The sequence below is a fragment of the Streptomyces sp. NPDC102451 genome (assembly GCF_044765485.1).
GTDB lineage: Bacteria > Actinomycetota > Actinomycetes > Streptomycetales > Streptomycetaceae > Streptomyces.
In genome coordinates this window covers 44112-62352 of the sequence record NZ_JBIWKD010000019.1, presented here as the reverse complement: position 1 = coordinate 62352, position 18241 = coordinate 44112, and the positions used below count along the sequence as shown (strand labels likewise).

Genomic DNA, 18241 nt, shown 5'->3' with positions numbered 1-18241 from the left:
CCCTTCTCAGCAGCGCTCTCATCCCCGGCAGTGCTCCACGAAACGCCGGGCCACCCCGGGCGCCGCCGCCCAGTGCGTGTGCAGATAGCTGGCGTGCACGCCCCGCTGTACGAAGCCCTCCACCCGCCGCTCCGGCTGGAGCAGCCCCCAGGCGGGCGTCGTACCGGCCCCGGGCTCCAGCACCGTCCGGTGGAACTCGTGCCCGCGCAGCCGGGTCCCGGCCGCGGCCAGCACGCTGTCGGAGACCGCGACCGCCTGCCGGTAGCCGAGCGTCAGCCGCTCGGACATCCGCGCCGAGGCGTCCAGCACCCCGCACATCGGCCGCCCGTCCAGCTCACGGGCCAGATACAGCAGCCCCGCGCACTCCGCCGCCACCGGGGCGCCCGACAGGGCCAGCTCGGTCACCGCCCGGCGCAGCGGCTCGTTCGCCGAGAGTTCGGGCCCGTACACCTCGGGGAAGCCGCCGCCGATGACCAGCCCCGCCGTGCCCGGGGGCAGCTTCTCGTCGTGCAGCGGGTCGAAGACGGCCACCTCCGCGCCCGCCGCCGTCAGCAGCTCGGCGTGCTCGGCGTAGGCGAAGGTGAACGCCGCGCCGCCCGCCACGGCCACCACCGGCCGGGTCCCCTCCTGGGGGTACGCCTCCGGCTCCCACGCCTCGTCGGACAGCCCGGGCGCCGAACGGGCCAGCGCCAGCAGGGCGTCCAGATCGCAGCCCTCACGTACGCGCTCACCCATCGCCCGTACGGCGTCGAGGGCGTCGGTCTGGCGCTCGGCGACCGGGACGAGCCCCAGGTGGCGCGAGGGGGTCGCCACCTGCGGCGCCCGCCGCAGCACCCCGAGCACCGGCAGCCCCGACTCGTCGAGCGCCTCCCGCAGCAGCGCCTCATGGCGGTCGGAGGCCACCTTGTTCAGGATCACCCCGCCGATCCGCACCTCCGGGTCCCAGGAGGCGAAGCCGTGCACGAGGGCCGCGACCGAACGCGACTGCGAGGAGGCGTCGACGACCAGCACCACGGGCGCCCGCAGCAGCTTGGACACCTGGGCCGTCGAGGCCAGTTCACCCTGCCCCGAGGCCCCGTCGTACAGCCCCATCACGCCTTCGACGACGGCCAGGTCGCAGCCGCCCGCCCCGTGCGTGAAGAGCGGGGCGATCAGCTCGGGCCCGCACATGTACGCGTCCAGGTTGCGCCCCGGGCGGCCGGTCGCCAGCGCGTGGTAACCCGGGTCGATGTAGTCGGGCCCCACCTTGTGCGGGGACACCGCCAGGCCACGCCCCGCGAAGGCCGCCATCAGGCCCGTGGCGACCGTGGTCTTGCCACTGCCCGAGGCGGGCGCCGCGATCACCAGACGAGGAACACTCACCACTCGATGCCTCTCTGGCCCTTCTGGCCGGCGTCCATCGGGTGCTTGACCTTCGACATGTCGGTCACCAGGTCGGCGGCCTCGATCAGCTTCTGCGGGGCGTTCCGCCCCGTGATCACCACGTGCTGGGTGCCCGGACGGTCCCGCATCACCTCGACGACCTCGTCGGTGTCGATCCAGCCCCAGTGCATCGGATAGGCGAACTCGTCGAGCACGTACAGCTTGTACGTCTCGGCCGCCAGGTCGCGCTTGACCTGCTCCCAGCCCTCGCGGGCCTTCTCCTCGTTGTCGAGCTGATTGTCCCTCTGGACCCACGACCAGCCCTCGCCCATCTTGTGCCAGTCGACACTGCCGCCCTCGCCGCTCGCGCCCAGCACCTTCAGCGCGTTCTCCTCGCCGACCTTCCACTTCGCCGACTTCACGAACTGGAACACCCCGATCGGCCAGCCCTGGTTCCAGGCCCGCAGCGCCAGCCCGAAGGCCGCCGTCGACTTGCCCTTCCCGATGCCCGTGTGGACGAACAGCAGCGGGCGGTTGCGCCGCTGACGTGTCGTCAGTCCGTCGTCCGGTACCGATACCGGCTGTCCCTGAGGCATCAAGCGGCCCTTCCCGTAGCAGTGATGTCCTTGACCAGCCCGGCGATCGAGTCGGCGCGCAGCTCGTCGAGCGTGACCGCGCTGCCCCCCAGATCCCGGGCGAGCTGTGCGGCGAGACCGAGGCGCACGATCCCCGACTCGCAGTCCACGACGACGGACGCCGTGCCCTCGGAGGCGTGCAGCCGCCCGGCCCGCGCCGCCAGCGCCACCGGATCGACACCGCCGGTCGCCCGGCCGTCCGTCACCACGACGAGCAGCGCCCGCCGCGACGGATCACGCAGCCGCTCCACCCGCAGCACGTCGTGCGCCTTCAGCAGTCCGGCGGCCAGCGGGGTGCGCCCGCCGGTCGGCAGCGTCTCCAGCCGTGCGGCGGCCGCGTCCACCGACGAGGTGGGCGGCAGCGCCACCTCGGCGTCCTTGCCCCGGAAGGTGACCAGACCCACCTTGTCCCGGCGCTGATAGGCGTCCAGCAGCAGCGACATCACCGCGCCCTTCACGGCGCTCATCCGCTGCCGGGCCGCCATCGACCCCGAGGCGTCCACGACGAACAGCACGAGATTGCCCTCGCGCCCCTCCCGCGTGGCCTGCCGCAGATCGTCACGCCGTACGACCAGACCCCGGCCCGACCGGCCGCGCGCCCGCTGGTGCGGGGCCGCCGCCTGCACGGTCGCCGCCAGGTGCAGCTTCGTCAGCGCCCCCTCGGGCCGCCGGGACCCGGTGGTCCGGCCGTGCTCGGTACGCGCCCGGGAACGCCGGCCCGCCGCGCCCTCGCCCAGACCCGGCACGCTGAGCATCTTCGTACGGAACGGCTCGCCGGCCCGCACGGGCTGCTGCTCACCGCCGCCCGGCGCGGGCGCGCCGCCGGTGCCGGTCTCCTCCGGGCCCGGCGCGTCGACGCCGCCGTCGTCGGGGCCGCCCGTGTCCGTACCGCCGTCGTCCGGGCCGTCCGTGGCGGGGCCGTCGTCGGGGCCGCCACCCTGCGGGGGCACCCCGCCGCCCGGGCCGTCCGGGTCCGGATCGTCGTCGCCCTCGCCGTCCGCCGCGTCCTGAAGGGCCTCGTCCAGCTTGTCCTCGTCCAGCCCGGGCGCGTCGAAGGGGTTGCGCCGGCGCCGGTGGGGGAGCGCCAGGAGCGCGGCCTGCCGCACGTCGTCCGCGACGACCTCCTCGCGTCCCGCCCACGCCGCCAGCGCCGTCGCGGTGCGGGCCATGACGATGTCGGCCCGCATCCCGTCGACCTCGAACGCGGCGCACGTCGCCGCGATCTGCCGCAACACGCCGTCGCCGAGCACCACACGGGGCAGCAGGGCGCGCGCGGCGACGATCCGCTCACGCAGCGCGGCCTCCTCGTCGGCCCACCGCGCGGCGAAGCCGGCCGGGTCGTCGTCGTAGGCGAGCCTGCGCCGTACGACCTCGACGCGCAGGTCCGTCTCACGCGAGGCCGCCACCTCGACGGTCAGCCCGAAGCGGTCCAGCAGCTGCGGCCGGAGCTCGCCCTCCTCCGGGTTCATTGTCCCGACCAGCAGGAAGCGCGCCGCGTGCCGGACGGAGACGCCCTCCCGCTCGACGTACGAGGCGCCCATGGCCGCCGCGTCGAGCAGCAGGTCCACCAGGTGGTCATGGAGGAGGTTGACCTCGTCGACGTACAGGATCCCGCGGTGGGCGTCGGCCAGCAGACCCGGCTCGAAGGCCTTCACGCCCTCCGAGAGCGCCCGTTCGATGTCGAGGGCGCCGACCAGCCGGTCCTCCGACGCGCCGACCGGAAGCTCCACGGTCCGCGCCGGACGCGACACGCCCGTACCCGCCTCGTGGGGGCCGTCAGGACACGCCGGATCGGGCGCTGCCGGGGCGCACGAGAAGCGGCACCCCGCCACGACCTCGACCTCCGGCATGAGGGCGGCGAGCGCCCGTACGGCGGTGGACTTGGCGGTGCCCTTCTCGCCGCGGACCAGGACCCCGCCGACGGCGGGACTCACCGCGTTGAGCAGGAGTCCGAGCCGCAGGTCGTCCTGCCCCACGATGGCGGTGAAGGGATACGGCGTACTCACAGGGCCTCCTCGTTCGCAGAAACATCAGCAGTACGGGGCAACACATCAGCCTTCGGGGGAGTTCGAGGACCGGGGGCCGGGGCGGGCGCGGGCGGCGCCCCCGGCGGAATGAACGGCAGCCCCGCCGGCGCACCGGTCTCGATGAGCCGCCACAGCGCATCCGTGTCCGCGTGCTCCTCGATCAGATCCCCCAGCCGGTCCAGCTGTTCCTCCCGCAGCGCCCCGAAGCTCGTGTCCGGCGCCGCGGTGAACCGCCGCCCCGAGGCCCGCGCGACCTCGCCCAGGAACGCCCGCCGGAACCCGTCGCTCTCCAGCGACCCGTGCCAGTGCGTCCCCCAGACCGAGCCCACCCGGCACCCGTCGAGGAACGGTTCGCCGCCGCCCACCTCGGCGACCCCGTGATGGATCTCGTACCCCTCCACCGGCTCCCCGAGCGCCGACCCGACGGGCCGCCCCAGGACCTTCTCCCGGCCGAACCGGACCCGCACCGGAAGGAGTCCGAGCCCCTCGACCAGACCGGCCCGCGACTCCACGTCGTCCTCGATGCGCTCGCCCAGCACCTGGAACCCGCCGCAGATCCCCAGCACCGGACGCCCCTCGGCGGCCCGCCGCCGCAGCGCCTCGGCGAGTCCCCGCTCGCGCAGCCACGCCAGCGCCTTCACGGTTCCCCGCGTCCCCGGCACGATCACGAGGTCCGCGTCGACGAGCTCCTCCGCCCGGTCCACGAACCGCACGACCACGCCCGGCTCGGCCGCCAGCGCGTCGACATCGGTGAAGTTCGACATCAGCGGCACCGCGCACACCGCGATCCGCAGCACGTCCTCGCCGTGCGGCGGCGCCACCACCGACTCCCGTACGGTGCCGCGCATCGACACCCGCAGCCCGTCCTCCTCGTCGATGCCAAGACCGTGGGCGTACGGCAGCACCCCGTACGTCCGCCGCCCCGTGAGCCCCAGCAGCATGTCGAGCCCCGGCTCCAGCAGCGAGACGTCCCCGCGGAACTTGTTGACGAGGTATCCGGCGACCAGCGACTGGTCCTCGGGGCTCAGCAGCGCCGTCGTGCCGAAGAACGAGGCGAACACACCGCCCCGGTCGATGTCGCCGACCACCAGCACGGGGAAGCGCGCGGCCCGCGCGATACCCATGTTCACGATGTCCGTGCGCCGCAGATTGATCTCGGCGGGGCTGCCCGCCCCCTCGCAGATCACCGCGTCGTACGTGTCCCTCAGCTGTTCCAGACAGTCCGTGACCGTTCCCAGCAGCGCCTCCTGGCGCCCGCCGTGGTAGCCGCGCGCACTCATCTCGCCGACCGGCTTGCCCATCAGGACGACCTGGCTCGACCGGTCACTTCCGGGCTTGAGCAGCACCGGGTTCATCAGCGCCGACGGCTCCACCCGGGCGGCCTGCGCCTGCATCGCCTGGGCGCGGCCGATCTCCGCCCCCTCCCGGGTGACGAACGAGTTCAGCGACATGTTCTGCGCCTTGAACGGCGCGACCTTCACGCCCCGGCGCACCAGCCACCGGCAGATCCCGGCCGTGACGACGCTCTTGCCCGCGTCCGACGTGGTCCCCGCGACCAGCAGCCCGCCGCTCATGTGGTTCTCCGTCCCATGGCCAGCCGCCCCGCCGCGCACACGGCGAGGGCCAGCACACTCACCCGGCGCGACAGCCGCACCGCGCGTTCGATGTCCGTGGTCCGCACGTCCCTGCCCGCCCCGCCGTTGAGCACCGGGCGGTGCTCGACCCGCCCGCCGTACGCGAGGGTGCCGCCGAGCCGTACGCCCAGCGCCCCCGCGAACGAGGCCTCCACCGGGCCCGCGTTGGGGCTGGGATGCCGGCCCGCGTCGGCCCGCCAGGCCCGTACGGCCTCGCGGGGGCGTCCCCCGGCGGCCACGGCCAGCACGGCGGTGAGCCGGGCCCCGGGCCAGCCGGCGACGTCGTCGAGCCGGGCCGACGCCCAGCCGTAGCGCCGGTGGCGGGGCGACTTGTGCCCGACCATGGCGTCCAGGGTGTTGACGGCCCGGAAGCCGACCAGCCCGGGCACTCCGCCGAGCGCTCCCCACACGAGGGCGCCCACGACGGCGTCGGAAGTGTTCTCGGCGACGGACTCCACCACGGCGCGGGCGATCTGCTGCCCGTCCAGCGACTGCGGATCGCGGCCGCACAGGTGCGGCAGCCGCTCCCGGGCCAGTTCGACGTCCCCGGCGGCCAGCGCCCCGCCGATGGCACGGGCCTCCCGGCCCAGCGAGGTGCCCCCCACGACGGACCAGGTGGCGGCGGCGGTCAGCGCCACCGCGGCGGCGGGACGGTTCCGTACGGCACGGGCCGCCAGCGCGGCGGCACCCGTGGCGCCCCCGGCGCAGACGAGCGTGTGCAGGGCGCCCCGGCCGCGGTGGTCGCGCCACAGCCGGCTCTCGACGGCCGCCGCCGCACGCCCGAAGGCGGCGACGGGGTGGCCCCGGCGGGGATCACCGAGCAGCAGGTCACCGATCAGGCCGGCGGCGGCGCCGTACGCGAAGATGCGGTCGGCTCGCACGACTCAGCCGGCCGTCGCGCCTCGAAGGGCCTCGGTGACAGGTGGTTCGGCGACCGACGCAGGGCAGCCCGACATGGCGTATGTCCTCACTCAGGGTCCGCGCCCTGGTTCGACGTGACCGGCGACGAGAGTCTCCTGGCTTCCGGATCCGCAGTTCCTCCGGCCTTCCAGTCCGCGGTGGCGGACCGTGACTTCCGTGTGGAGGCTGCTCCCCGGTGACAGTGGCGGGACCGCGCCGGATTCGCACCGGCTTCCTCTCCTGTCGCCGTAAGGCCGGCCGGCATCCGGTCGGCCTCAATGGCTCCGGCAGTCCACCATGCCCCGCGAACGCCAGTCAACCTGCCGTTGACCTGCGAGCCTTCAGTGTGCTGAGACGCACATCGGCCGGACACACACGGGGTGTGTCCGGCCGGTGAGGGTGCCCGAGGGGGTGTCAGGCGACGATCAGATAGATCCCGTACGCGACCGCCGCCGCGCACAGCCCGAAGCAGGCGTACGCGCCGGTGCGCGCCAGGCCGGTGGAACCGCCGCCCTGCGCCGTCGAGGCCTGCTTGGCCAGGCCCGTGACGCCGAGGGTGAAGAGGCCGACCAGTGCGACGGTGACCACGAGGCTGACGCCGAAGACGGAGGCGAGAGCTGCCCAGTCGATGTTCATGCGGATGCGTCCTTACACCGTGGCTGGATCGGCCGGGGTTCCGGCCGTCGGAGCCGGGGCCGGGATGGTGGTCTTGAGTTCCGGTACGACGGCACCGGCGGGCGGCGGGCTGACCGCCGAGATGGCGGTGGTGACGACACCCGCGGGCTCGGTGTCCGCGTTCACGTTGGTGTGGTCGACCGGCTTGCGGCGCGACAGCAGCCAGATGGCGCCGGAGCCCGCCACGAGCAGCACGGCGACCACCGCGACGCCCCAGGGCCCCTGCTTGGTCAGGAACTCGGCCCCCGCGCCGACCAGTCCGGCCGCCGGCAGGGTCAGACCCCAGGCGACGAACATCCGGGTGGCGGTGGACCAGCGGACCACGCCCCCCTTGCGTCCGAGGCCCGCGCCCATGACGGCGCCGGAGCAGGACTGCGTGGTGGAGAGGGAGAAGCCGAGGTGCGAGGAGGCCAGGATGACCGTGGCCGCACTGGTCTGGGCCGCGAAGCCCTGCGGCGGACGCAGTTCGGTGAGGCCGCTGCCCATGGTGCGGATGATGCGCCAGCCGCCGAGGTAGGTGCCCATCGCGATGGCGATACCGGCGGAGGCGATGACCCAGACCGGCGGGTTGGAACCGGGGGAGAGCACGCCGCCGGTGACCAGGGCCAGGGTGATGATGCCCATGGTCTTCTGCGCGTCGTTGGTGCCGTGGGCGAGCGAGACGAGCCCGGCCGAGGCGATCTGGCCGGCGCGGTAGCCCTTGGCGGTCGACTTCAGCTGGGCCTCGTCGGTGATCTTCCGGTTGAGGCGGTACGTCAGCTTCGTGGCCAGGAGCGCGGCGATGCCGGCCACGACCGGCGCGGCGACGGCCGGCAGCAGGACCTTCGTGACGACGGTGCCGCCGTTGATCGAGGACCAGCCGGCCGACATGACCGCGGCGCCGATGAGGCCGCCGAAGAGTGCGTGGGAGGAACTGGAGGGGAGGCCGACCAGCCAGGTCAGCAGATTCCACAGGATCGCGCCGACGAGCGCCGCGAAGATGACCTCGGTTCTGAGGCCGTTCTCGTTGATGATCCCGCCGGAGATCGTCTTGGCGACCTCCACCGACAGGAACGCGCCGACGAGGTTGAGAACGGCGGACATGGCCACCGCTGTCTTGGGCTTGAGAGCGCCGGTCGAGATGGTGGTGGCCATCGCGTTGGCGGTGTCGTGGAAACCGTTCGTGAAATCGAACACGAGAGCTGTCACGATCACGATCGCAAGCAGCAGCGTGATGTGTTCCATTTACCCAGGCAATCGTTCGACGTCATTGGCACGTGGAACGTAAGCAACCAGGGTGAACGGAAGATGAACTGGGCAGGGCGGCACGGTGACCCCAACCGCGTACGCCGGTTCCGCTTGTGTGCGTGATGCGTGGCCGGGCGTCCCCCGCGCCGGGCTGGGCCCGGCCCCCGCCCCGCGACGCCCCTCGAACTCGTGCCCGGCGCACCCTCCGAGGAGACATCGGTCACCCGGCCCGTCGGTCCCTGACCCTAGGATCCCCGCATGAGTGACGTGCGTACGGACGCGATCGAACGGGCCTGGGGCGGTGTCGTCGCGACCGCCCGGCGGACGGCGGCGGACGGCCTGGTCGTCGGCACCTCGGGCAACGTCTCGGCCCGGGTCGGAGGGACCGTCCTGGTCACCCCCAGCGGGGTGCCCTACGACCGGCTGGGCCCCGGGGACGCGGTCGGCGTCGACCTCGAAGGCCGACAGGTCCTCGGCGACCTGGTCCCCACCAGCGAACTCCCGCTCCACCTGGCCGTCTACCGGGGCAGCGACGCCGGGGCCGTCGTCCACACCCACGCCGTGCACGCCACGGCCGTCTCCACCCTCGTCGACGAGGTCCCGCTCGTCCACTACGCCGCCGCCCTGCTCGGCGGCCCCGTCCGCACCGCCGCCTACGCCCGCTACGGGACGCAGGAGCTCGCCGACACCATGCTGGACGCCCTGCGCGACCGCACCGGCTGCCTGCTGAGGAACCACGGCACCGTCACCTACGGGGACACCCTCGACGAGGCCTACGACCGCACCGCCCAGCTCGAATGGATGTGCAGACTCTGGCTCACCGCGAGCTCCGTACCCGGCCTCCGGCCGAGCCTCCTCACCCCCGCCCAGCTCGATGACGTGCAGGACGCCCTGAAGGGGTACGGCCAGCCCGGCTGAGCCGGGCGCCGCATCGTACGGCCGCTGCCCACTGGCATCCGGAGCCCCCGCCCAGGACACTGGAGCCGTGCGCCCGGCAACAGCGGCGGCAGTGGCCGCCACATCGATCCTCGGCGTCGGCGCGGCAGCGGTCGCCGCCGGCCGCTACGCCAGCGATGCCGCCCTCGGGGCGCCCTCGCCACGGCCCTTCCCGGCCGACCGCCGTCTCACCGTGCACGCCACCGCGGCCGGACAGATCACCCTGACCCGCTCCTTCTCCGCGCTGCGCCCCGGCACGTACGGACTGGCCGGCCGGGGCGTCCACGCGGTGGCCGGCCCGGTGATCGAACAGGTGCCCGGCCATTCCGTGATCTCCCCCGACACCGTCGTACGCCGGCTGGAGCGCGTGACCCTCGGAAGCCTGAAGCCGGGCACCCGGGTCCGCCTCACCCCGGAGCTCCACCGCGGCGACCCGCTCGCCGCCCTGGGCCTCGCGTACAAGGAGGTCGGGGTCCCCGGGGAACTCGGCATCCTGCCGGCCTGGTTCGTGCCCGCCGCCCGGGACACCTGGGTGATCACGGTGCACGGCCTCGGCACCACCCGGGACCACCCCCTGAACGTGATGGGATTTCTCCACGCCCAGCAGTTCCCCGTGCTCGACCTGGCCTACCGCGGCGACCCGGGCGCCCCGCGCTCCCCGGACGGACTCGCCCACCTCGGCGAGTCCGAATGGCGCGACCTCGACGCGGCCATCCGCTACGCCGTGCGCTACGGCGCCGAGAACGTCATCCTGTACGGCTGGTCGTCCGGCGCCTCGATGGCCCTGCACGCGGCCGTCAACTCAGCCCTCCGCGACCGCATCAGCGGTCTCGTCCTCGACTCCCCGGTCCTGGACTGGAAGACCACCCTGCGCGCCCTCGCCTCCGCCCGCGGCGTCCCCTCCGCGCTGCTGCCCCTCACCGTCCGGGCCGCCCAGGGCCAGACCGGGCTGCACGGCGCCCCGCTCCTGGACACCTCGGTGCCGACCGCCCTGCACGCCCCCACGCTCGTCGTCCACGGCCCCGACGACACCCTGGCCCCCTGGCAGCCGTCCCAGGAGCTTGCCGCCCGCCGTCCCGACCTGGTGACACTGCACCCGGTACCGGAGGCTCCGCATGCGGCGATGTGGAATGCCGACCCGGCGGGTTACGAGGAAGTGCTCAGGCGCTTCCTCACGCCCCTGATGTGAGCTGATGGCCCGGAACCACCCGGTTGGTGCCCCGGTCCGAAAGCCCCGCGAACCCCGGTGACACGGCTTCCGTTTGGGCTTTCGGCCCGTCAGAGGCAAGACTGCTCCTCGTGACGTCCCGTACCCCGCGCGACTCCAGGCTGCGACTTGTCCGCCCTCGACCCCAGGCGACCGCCCGCAAGGCCGTGACGACCCGGCGCACCAGGCCGGCCCCCCGCCCACCCGAGGGCACACCACCCCCGGCGGAACTGGCACGCCAGGCCAGGGCCGTACTGGCCGACGCCGTACGGATCGCCCACTGGGCCGCGGACGGCACCCGCACGGGCTCCGCCCCGCTCGCAGCCCAGGCCCTGGAACGGGCCGCCGCCGCGCTGGAGCTGTCCCCGGCCCAGGTCCGCACCGGCTGGGACCGGGCCAGGCTGGCCGGGCTCATCGAGCTGCACGGGGACACCGCCCGCCCCGGCTGGCGGCTGCGGGCCTGGGACCGCGACGACTCCGCCGTGCTCCGCGGCTGGGTGGCGCTCTTCGACGCCTGGTCGCTGGTCCACGCCTCACCCGAAGGCATCGAGGCCACCGCCGTGGCCGAAGCCGTCGAGGCCGTGCCCCAGGTGCTCTCCCTCCTCCAGCTCTCCGCGGGCGCCGTCACCGTGCCCGCCCTCCTCGACCTCCTGGGCCAGCGCGTCGCGGAACTCCACGAGGAGCGGTGCGAGGTGCCGTACGGGCCGCAGGAGCAGCCCGTGCCCGCGGGCAAAGGGTCCGCCGAGCTGAACGCGCTGCTGCTCGACTGGGCCCTGGAGGGCCTCGCCTCCGTCGGCGCCCTCACCCTTGGCGCCGGTCACGCCACCCTCACCCCCCTGGGCAACTGGGCGGTCTGGGTCAAGCTGGAGCAGATCTGCGTCGCCGCCCAGAGCCCGGCCGGCAACATCGAGCAGTCCGCTGCCGACATGCTGCTCGGCTGCGCCCGGCTCACCCCGGGGCCGGCCCGCGCCGAATACCGGGCCTGGCTCGCCGCCCGGCCCGTCGGCAGCGCCGTCGCCGAACTCCTGGCCGTCGCCCGGGGCGAGGACGCCCTGCTGCGCGGTCTCGCCTTCGAGGCGCTGCGCGTCGTCGGCGCCCCCGCCGAGCCCGTCGTCCGCTCCGTCGTCACCGAGGCGCCGCTGCGCCCCTACGCACTGCTCTGGCTCGCCGAGTACGAGGGCACCGACCCTGACGACGCCCAGGACGTCCTCAGCCGTGAGGAAGCCACCTGGCTCTGGGTCGACACGGCCGCGGCCGTCGCCGACCACGGAGAGACCGGGCTGCTGGTCCGCCATCTCGACTCCGCCGTCCAGGGCACGGTCCCCGCGCTCCTGGACGAGGTGCGGGCCGTCGGACACCCCAGGACCGTCCAGGTGCTGGTCGCCCTGGCCGCCGCACACCCCGACCCGGCCCTCGCCAAAGCCGTACGCCGCGCCGCCTTCCAGGTGCACACCGGCGGGCTGTGACCGCGGCGGGCGCGTGCGTCCCCCGGGGGAGCCGGTCCGTGGATCAGGAGGCCCCCGGGGCGTACGTCCCGAAGCTCCAGACGTTGCCCTCCGCGTCCCGCGCCATGTAGTCGCGCGAGCCGTAGTCCTGGTCGGTCGGCGGCATCAGGATCTCCACTCCCTGCTCCACGGCCCGCGCGTGGTGGGCGTCCACGTCGTCCACGACCACGTACACCCCGGCGGGCCCGGCGCCGGCCATCGCCTTGGCGAAGACGCCCCCGCCCCCCTTGGAGCCGAGCATCACCCGGCCGTTGCCGCAGGACAGCTCGGCATGGAGCACACTGCCGTCCTCGCCCTCGTACACCGCCTCCTGCGTGAACCCCAGGGCCTGGGTCAGCACTCCGATCGCGGCCTTCGCGTCGTCGTACAGAAGCGTCGGGAAGATCGTGGGAACACCGGCCGTGCCTGCCATCAAGCTCACCTCTCCAGCTCTCCGATGTGATCTGTGTCTCAGTCTCGCACCGGCCACTGACAACGCCACCGACGACGCCACAGGCCGCCACCGACGACGTCAGCCGAAGGTGTTGCAGCGGCTCGGGTCCCCGGTGCGGAATCCCGTGGTGAACCACTGGCGGCGCTGTGCGGAGGAGCCGTGCGTCCAGGACTCCGGATTCACGCTCCCCTGGAACTTCTCCTGGATCCGGTCGTCGCCCACCGCGGCCGCCGCGTCGAGGCCGTCCTGGATGTCCGCCTCGGTCAGCTCCGTGATCAGGGGGCGCCCCGACTCGGCCGGAGTGGTCGTCGCGTGGTTCGCCCAGACCCCGGCGAAGCAGTCCGCCTGCAGCTCGACCTTCACCGAATTGCTGTCCGCGCCCTGCCGGCCGTCCTGCGCCCTGCTCAGGGTGCCCAGCTGGTTCTGCACATGGTGGCCGTACTCGTGCGCCACCACGTACGCCTCGGCGAACGGTCCGCCGCTCGACCCGTACGTCGTCCGCAGCTCGTCGAAGAACCCCAGGTCCAGATAGACCTGCTGGTCACCGGGGCAGTAGAAGGGGCCCACCGCCGAGGTGGCCGTGCCGCAGGCGGTGCCGATCCGGTCGCTGAACAGGACCGTCCGCGCCGGTGTGTACGTCTGACCGCCGCGCGCGAACTCCTGGCCCCAGTAGTCCTGCACGCTGTTGACCACCGCCACCGTGCGGCAGTCGTCCTTCGTGTTCGCGTCGTCGCCGGTACGGCAGCTCTGCTCGACCTGGGCGGCCGACGACGCCGTGGCCGCGGGCTCCGGATCGCCCGAGGAGAGGCCGAGCTGCTCCGGACCCACACCGAAGAAGAGGCCGAGGACCAGCGCGATGAGACCGACGATGCCGCCGCCCATGGTGGCCCGGCCGCCGGGGATCCGGCTGCCACGCACGTCCTGGACCTCGGACGTGTCCAGACCGGCGTCGTCGTCGAACTGCATGCGCCACCACCCTCTGCTCCGGCCGCCTCACGGCCCGTGTGCCGTCCTGCGCCGAGTATCGGACAGTTCGGTGCGGTACGCCCGCGTATGTGACGTACCGCAGTGACCCGGTGACGGGCCGGGAGCATGCGGAAAAGCAGGTGGACACCGCCAGTAGACTGAGTCCCATGGCAATTCTCCTTGTGCATTAGACGGCGTCGAGTCGTGAGCCCGCTGTCCCTCCGCCGTCCATACCGCCCTGGAGTATTTCCGTGATCACCGCCTCCGGCATCGAGCTGCGCGCCGGCGCCCGCATCCTCATCGAGTCCGCCTCCTTCCGCATCGCCAAGGGCGACCGCATCGGCCTGGTCGGCCGCAACGGCGCGGGCAAGACCACCCTCACCAAGTGCCTGGCGGGTGAGGGGACGCCGGCCGGCGGCACCATCACCAACAGCGGCGAGGTCGGCTACCTCCCGCAGGACCCGCGCACCGGCGACCTCGACGTCCTGGCCCGCGACCGCATCCTCTCGGCCCGCGGGCTCGACGAGATCCTGCGCAAGATGCGGGAGAACGAGCAGCGGATGGCGACCGGCCAGGGCGCCACCCGCGAGAAGGCGATGAAGAAGTACGAGCGCCTGGAGACGGAGTTCCTCACCAAGGGCGGATACGCCGCCGAGGCCGAGGCCGCCACCATCGCCGCCGCGCTCAGCCTGCCCGACCGGGTGCTCGGCCAGCCCCTGCACACCCTCTCCGGCGGTCAGCGCCGCCGTGTCGAGCTCGCCCGCATCCTGTTCTCGGACGCCGACACCCTGCTGCTCGACGAGCCCACCAACCACCTCGACGCGGACTCGATCGTCTGGCTGCGCGACTACCTCAAGACCTACCGCGGCGGCTTCATCGTGATCTCCCACGATGTCGAGCTCGTCGAGACGGTGGTCAACAAGGTCTTCTACCTCGACGCCAACCGTGCGCAGATCGACATCTACAACATGGGCTGGAAGCTCTACCAGCAGCAGCGCGAGGCCGACGAGAAGCGCCGCAAGCGCGAGCGTCAGAACGCCGAGAAGAAGGCCGCGTCCCTGAACTCCCAGGCCGACAAGATGCGTGCCAAGGCGACCAAGACCGTCGCCGCGCAGAACATGGCCAAGCGCGCCGAGCGCCTGCTCTCGGGGCTGGAGGCGGTGCGGGTCTCCGACAAGGTGGCGAAGCTGCGCTTCCCCGAGCCGTCCCCGTGCGGCAAGACCCCGCTGATGGCCGAGGGCCTCTCCAAGTCCTACGGGTCGCTGGAGATCTTCACCGACGTGGACCTCGCGATCGACAAGGGCTCACGCGTCGTCATCCTCGGCCTCAACGGCGCGGGCAAGACCACGCTGCTGCGGCTCCTCGGCGGCGCGGAGAAGGCCGACACCGGTCAGATCATCGAGGGCCACGGCCTCAAGCTCGGCTACTACGCCCAGGAGCACGAGACCCTGGACCCCGAGCGCACCGTCCTGGAGAACATGCGCTCCGCGGCGCCCGACCTCGATCTCGTCGAGGTCCGCAAGACGCTCGGTTCCTTCCTCTTCTCCGGTGACGACGTGGACAAGCCCGCCGGAGTTCTCTCCGGCGGGGAGAAGACCCGGCTCGCCCTGGCGACGCTCGTCGTCTCCTCCGCCAACGTGCTGCTGCTCGACGAGCCCACGAACAACCTCGACCCGGCCAGCCGCGAGGAGATCCTCGGGGCCCTGCGCACCTACAAGGGCGCCGTCGTCCTCGTCACCCACGACGAGGGCGCCGTCGAGGCGCTCCAGCCGGAGCGGATCATCCTGCTGCCCGACGGGGTCGAGGACCTCTGGGGCGCGGACTACCGCGACCTGGTCGCCCTCGCCTGACCCCTTCGGGGCTCCCGGAACCGGTGCGGGGCCCGGTGATCCAACGCGTCTGGATCATTCGGCCCATCGGTGATCCATCATCTGGGTGAGCAGGTCTCGTACCCCGGCGCGGCGCCCGGCAGATAGCTGCCGGGCGCACTCATTTCCAGCCACTCCACCTCGTACGGCCCTGACCTGGCCGTTTTTTCCGGAGCCCGCCCCGCAAGGCCCCGAGACCCCCAGGAATGCCTGATTCCGCTTGTGTTCGGCCGCTTCCGGACGCGGAATCCTGTCGTACGGACCTTGCCGAATGGGTGGCCAGGAAGCCCAGGAGGGGTGATCATGAGAGTCCAGAGCGCACTTCCTTGAGGAGGCACGGGTGGCCGAGACTCTGAAGAAGGGCAGCCGGGTTACCGGCGCCGCGCGCGACAAGCTCGCGGCAGACCTGAAGAAGAAGTACGACTCCGGTGCGAGCATCCGGGCGCTGGCCGAGGAAACGGGCCGCTCCTACGGATTCGTCCACCGGATGCTCAGCGAGTCCGGAGTCACGCTGCGGGGACGCGGCGGAGCGACTCGAGGCAAGAAGGCCGCTTCGGCCTGACGGCGGGCGGCGGTCGGGGACCGGCCGAGGCCGGCTCCCGGGGCTCACCGGAACACTGGGTGGCCACCCGGCCGACCATAGGGTCGTCCGGGTGGTTACTGTTCAGTACAGTTACTTGCCAGTAAGTGCTGACTGCACCCGATCCGGAGGCGCTTCATGACCTCGCTCGACTCTGTGCTCGACAAGGACGGCGTACGGCTCACCGTCGATGACGCGGTTGCCACGGTGACGCTCACCAACCCGGCCAAGCGCAACGCTCAGTCTCCCGCTCTGTGGCGGGCGTTGACAGAGGCCGGACGGTTGCTCCCCGGCAGCGTGCGGGTCGTCGTGCTGCGTGGCGAAGGCAAGTCCTTCTCCGCCGGCCTCGACCGGCAGGCGTTCGCACCCGAGGGATTCGACGGCGAGCCGTCCTTCCTCGACATGGCGCGCGGCCCGGAGGCCGAGCTCGACGCGACCATCGCCGAGTACCAGGAGGCCTTCACCTGGTGGCGCCGCAACGACATCGTGTCGATCGCGGCCGTCCAGGGGCACGCGATCGGTGCCGGCTTCCAGCTCGCCCTCGCCTGCGATCTGCGGATCGTCGCCGAGGACGTGCAGTTCGCCATGCGCGAGACCAGCCTCGGTCTCGTCCCCGACCTCACGGGCACCCACCCCCTGGTGAACCTCGTGGGGTACGCCCGCGCGCTCGAGATCTGCGCCACCGGCCGCTTCGTGCACGCCGAGGAGGCCGAGCGCACCGGCCTCGCCAACCTCGTGGTCCCCGCCGACCAGCTCGACGCGGCAGGACTCGACCTGGCAGCGGCCCTGCTCGCGGCCCCGCGCGACGCCGTCGTCGAGACCAAGGCGCTGCTCAGCGGCGCCGTCTCGCGTACGTACGAGGAGCAGCGCACCGCCGAGCGGGCCGCCCAGGGCCGCCGACTGCGCGACCTCGCGGGCCTCGCCGACTGAACCACCGCACGTCCGGCACACCCCACCGCCCCTCGCCGCACCGCGAGGGGCGGTGTCAGTTCCGGTCCACGACCGCGGTGACCAGCACGGCGACCGTCGGGCGGCCCTCCACCGCGTCGGCCACCGCGCCGCGCACCGCCCGCGCCACATCCAGCGCCCGGTGGTCCCCGGCCGTCGCGAGCTCCACCCGGACATGCCCTTCCGTGTGCTGCACGGCGCTGCCCAGCACCCGGGTCAGCGCGACGACGCCCGGAACCCCGGCCGCCGCGGTCCCGGCCGGATCGGCGGTCCCGGCGGGATCGGCCGCGAGGACGTCGGCGGGCGGCTCCGGGGCGGGGCGGGGCTCCTCCTCCAGCAGCTCCGTCACCCGGAGGTCCACCTCGTCGACCACCAGACCGAGCCGCTGGGCCGCCGCGGCCAGCAGGGCCGCGCGCAAGGCGTCCGCCGTGGTGGGCAGGGGCCGCCGCGCCGTCGCCGCGAAGCCGGCCTCGATCCGCAGCGGTCCGGGCCGCAGCGCGCTGGGAGGCCCCGGCACCACCGGCTCCGGGGCGCCGTCCTCGTCGGCCGGGGCGATCCTGAGCTTCCCCAGTGCCGCGCCCGTTCCCGCCGTGGCGTCGCGCAGTACCGCTGCGGCTGCTCGTTCCGCGATCCAGGAACCGTCGGCGGGGCCGCCCAGAGGGAGCAATCTGCCCAGGCCGAGCCGTTGGCGTACCGCAGACGTCCATCCCTCGGCCCGGTGCGGGCTGTCAGCCGTTGTCATTGCTCCACCCTGCCCCATCCACGGCGCGGGACGGGGCAAGCGCACTTACTGTGGGCCACGGAAGTTCAACCCGCCCCGAAGGGAAGAGCGGCGATGACCGAGAGCCCACAGCGGAACCGGCCCGACAGCCCCGGCAGTGTGACCGGCGGGGACGACGGCAGGCAGAGCCAGTTCAGCAAGCGCGGCGGGGGAGCCCCCGCGACGCGCGGCCGTACCACCATCGCCGACGGCGTGGTCGAGAAGATCGCCGGGATGGCGGCACGCGACGTCGTCGGCGTCCACGCCATGGGCAGCGGCATCTCCCGGACGTTCGGCGCCGTGCGCGACCGGGTCCCCGGCGGCAGCAAGTCCGTGTCCCGCGGCGTCAAGGCGGAGGTCGGTGAATCGCAGGCGGCCCTCGACCTGGAGATCGTCGTCGACTACGGCGTGGCGATCTCCGAGGTGGCCCGCGATGTGCGCGAGAACGTCATCGCGGCGGTCGAGCGGATGACCGGACTGGAAGTCGTCGAGGTCAACATCGCCGTGAGCGACGTCAAGCTGCCCGACGAGGAGGACGACGAGGACGAGTCCGAGTCACGCGTCCAGTAGGCCTTCCC

Annotated in this window: 17 protein-coding genes and 1 riboswitch; of the genes, 7 read left to right on the top strand and 10 right to left on the bottom strand. The window is 73.1% G+C overall.

Going from position 1 to position 18241, the window contains the following annotated elements:
• Positions 1-18 precede the first annotated feature (18 nt).
• The 7 genes from ACIRD8_RS31235 to ACIRD8_RS31205 all read right to left on the bottom strand — a co-directional run bounded on the left by ACIRD8_RS31235 (position 19) and on the right by ACIRD8_RS31205 (position 8457).
• Positions 19-1365 carry a cobyrinate a,c-diamide synthase gene (locus ACIRD8_RS31235; protein ID WP_403998953.1) on the bottom strand — a complete coding sequence of 449 codons (1347 nt, stop codon included), beginning with the start codon at positions 1363-1365 and terminating at the stop codon, positions 19-21.
• Entirely contained in the window at positions 1359-1958 is a 600-nt protein-coding gene (gene cobO / locus ACIRD8_RS31230; protein ID WP_147962028.1) for a cob(I)yrinic acid a,c-diamide adenosyltransferase, read from the bottom strand. The genes ACIRD8_RS31235 and cobO overlap by 7 nt, the downstream gene beginning before the upstream one ends.
• Positions 1958-4003 carry a putative cobaltochelatase gene (locus ACIRD8_RS31225; protein WP_403998949.1) on the bottom strand — a complete coding sequence of 682 codons (2046 nt, stop codon included), beginning with the start codon at positions 4001-4003 and terminating at the stop codon, positions 1958-1960. Before ACIRD8_RS31225 ends, cobO begins: the two co-directional genes overlap by 1 nt.
• Positions 4000-5598 (bottom strand): cobyric acid synthase, encoded by a 1599-nt coding sequence (locus tag ACIRD8_RS31220; RefSeq protein WP_403998946.1) that lies wholly within the window; start codon positions 5596-5598, stop codon positions 4000-4002. Before ACIRD8_RS31220 ends, ACIRD8_RS31225 begins: the two co-directional genes overlap by 4 nt.
• On the bottom strand, positions 5595-6539 hold the full coding sequence (locus tag ACIRD8_RS31215) for a cobalamin biosynthesis protein (protein ID WP_403998943.1): 945 nt from the start codon (positions 6537-6539) through the stop codon (positions 5595-5597). Before ACIRD8_RS31215 ends, ACIRD8_RS31220 begins: the two co-directional genes overlap by 4 nt.
• A gap of 128 nt (positions 6540-6667) precedes the next feature.
• A riboswitch (cobalamin riboswitch) is annotated at positions 6668-6797 on the bottom strand.
• Between the two features lie 175 nt (positions 6798-6972).
• Positions 6973-7194 (bottom strand): hypothetical protein, encoded by a 222-nt coding sequence (locus ACIRD8_RS31210; protein WP_403998940.1) that lies wholly within the window; start codon positions 7192-7194, stop codon positions 6973-6975.
• A gap of 12 nt (positions 7195-7206) precedes the next feature.
• Positions 7207-8457 carry an anion permease gene (locus ACIRD8_RS31205; protein ID WP_403998936.1) on the bottom strand — a complete coding sequence of 417 codons (1251 nt, stop codon included), beginning with the start codon at positions 8455-8457 and terminating at the stop codon, positions 7207-7209.
• Positions 8458-8718: 261 nt separating this feature from the next.
• Between ACIRD8_RS31205 and ACIRD8_RS31200 the strand changes: the two genes are divergently transcribed.
• The 3 genes from ACIRD8_RS31200 to ACIRD8_RS31190 all read left to right on the top strand — a co-directional run bounded on the left by ACIRD8_RS31200 (position 8719) and on the right by ACIRD8_RS31190 (position 12069).
• Positions 8719-9378, top strand: a complete 660-nt coding sequence (locus ACIRD8_RS31200) for a class II aldolase/adducin family protein (RefSeq protein WP_403998933.1) — start codon at positions 8719-8721, stop codon at positions 9376-9378.
• 67 nt (positions 9379-9445) lie between these two features.
• On the top strand, positions 9446-10585 hold the full coding sequence (locus tag ACIRD8_RS31195) for an alpha/beta hydrolase (RefSeq protein WP_403998930.1): 1140 nt from the start codon (positions 9446-9448) through the stop codon (positions 10583-10585).
• A 185-nt stretch (positions 10586-10770) separates the two neighbouring features.
• On the top strand, positions 10771-12069 hold the full coding sequence (locus ACIRD8_RS31190; protein ID WP_403999138.1) for a hypothetical protein: 1299 nt from the start codon (positions 10771-10773) through the stop codon (positions 12067-12069).
• A gap of 43 nt (positions 12070-12112) precedes the next feature.
• On the opposite strand, the gene ACIRD8_RS31185 is transcribed toward ACIRD8_RS31190, so the two are convergent.
• Both ACIRD8_RS31185 and ACIRD8_RS31180 read right to left on the bottom strand, forming a co-directional pair.
• A complete protein-coding gene (locus tag ACIRD8_RS31185; protein WP_403998927.1) occupies positions 12113-12520 on the bottom strand; it encodes a VOC family protein in 408 nt (135 codons plus the stop codon).
• A 99-nt stretch (positions 12521-12619) separates the two neighbouring features.
• Positions 12620-13507, bottom strand: coding sequence for a neutral zinc metallopeptidase (locus ACIRD8_RS31180; RefSeq protein WP_403998924.1), 888 nt, complete (start codon positions 13505-13507; stop codon positions 12620-12622).
• A 251-nt stretch (positions 13508-13758) separates the two neighbouring features.
• Here ACIRD8_RS31180 and abc-f point away from each other — a divergent pair, with 251 nt between their 5' ends.
• The 3 genes from abc-f to ACIRD8_RS31165 all read left to right on the top strand — a co-directional run bounded on the left by abc-f (position 13759) and on the right by ACIRD8_RS31165 (position 16885).
• Positions 13759-15357 (top strand): ribosomal protection-like ABC-F family protein, encoded by a 1599-nt coding sequence (gene abc-f, locus ACIRD8_RS31175; RefSeq protein WP_403998921.1) that lies wholly within the window; start codon positions 13759-13761, stop codon positions 15355-15357.
• 358 nt (positions 15358-15715) lie between these two features.
• Positions 15716-15937 carry a helix-turn-helix domain-containing protein gene (locus ACIRD8_RS31170; RefSeq protein WP_006123601.1) on the top strand — a complete coding sequence of 74 codons (222 nt, stop codon included), beginning with the start codon at positions 15716-15718 and terminating at the stop codon, positions 15935-15937.
• Between the two features lie 156 nt (positions 15938-16093).
• Positions 16094-16885, top strand: a complete 792-nt coding sequence (locus ACIRD8_RS31165) for an enoyl-CoA hydratase/isomerase family protein (protein WP_403998918.1) — start codon at positions 16094-16096, stop codon at positions 16883-16885.
• Between the two features lie 55 nt (positions 16886-16940).
• Here ACIRD8_RS31165 and ACIRD8_RS31160 read toward each other — a convergent pair whose 3' ends face one another.
• Complete coding sequence (locus ACIRD8_RS31160; protein ID WP_403998915.1) at positions 16941-17645, bottom strand: hypothetical protein; 705 nt, start codon at positions 17643-17645, stop codon at positions 16941-16943.
• Between the two features lie 93 nt (positions 17646-17738).
• Here ACIRD8_RS31160 and ACIRD8_RS31155 point away from each other — a divergent pair, with 93 nt between their 5' ends.
• On the top strand, positions 17739-18233 hold the full coding sequence (locus ACIRD8_RS31155; RefSeq protein ID WP_403998912.1) for an Asp23/Gls24 family envelope stress response protein: 495 nt from the start codon (positions 17739-17741) through the stop codon (positions 18231-18233).
• Positions 18234-18241 lie beyond the last annotated feature (8 nt).

Bases quoted from the DNA above. Each gene is read 5' to 3' on its own strand.
- cobO (WP_147962028.1), bottom strand. From the start codon at position 1,958: ATGCCTCAGGGACAGCCGGTATCGGTACCGGACGACGGACTGACGACA.
- ACIRD8_RS31220 (WP_403998946.1), bottom strand. From the start codon at position 5,598: ATGAGCGGCGGGCTGCTGGTCGCGGGGACCACGTCGGACGCGGGCAAG.
- ACIRD8_RS31210 (WP_403998940.1), bottom strand. From the start codon at position 7,194: ATGAACATCGACTGGGCAGCTCTCGCCTCCGTCTTCGGCGTCAGCCTC.
- ACIRD8_RS31205 (WP_403998936.1), bottom strand. From the start codon at position 8,457: ATGGAACACATCACGCTGCTGCTTGCGATCGTGATCGTGACAGCTCTC.
- ACIRD8_RS31200 (WP_403998933.1), top strand. From the start codon at position 8,719: ATGAGTGACGTGCGTACGGACGCGATCGAACGGGCCTGGGGCGGTGTC.
- ACIRD8_RS31185 (WP_403998927.1), bottom strand. From the start codon at position 12,520: ATGGCAGGCACGGCCGGTGTTCCCACGATCTTCCCGACGCTTCTGTAC.
- ACIRD8_RS31180 (WP_403998924.1), bottom strand. From the start codon at position 13,507: ATGCAGTTCGACGACGACGCCGGTCTGGACACGTCCGAGGTCCAGGAC.
- ACIRD8_RS31165 (WP_403998918.1), top strand. From the start codon at position 16,094: ATGACCTCGCTCGACTCTGTGCTCGACAAGGACGGCGTACGGCTCACC.
- ACIRD8_RS31160 (WP_403998915.1), bottom strand. From the start codon at position 17,645: ATGACAACGGCTGACAGCCCGCACCGGGCCGAGGGATGGACGTCTGCG.
- ACIRD8_RS31155 (WP_403998912.1), top strand. From the start codon at position 17,739: ATGACCGAGAGCCCACAGCGGAACCGGCCCGACAGCCCCGGCAGTGTG.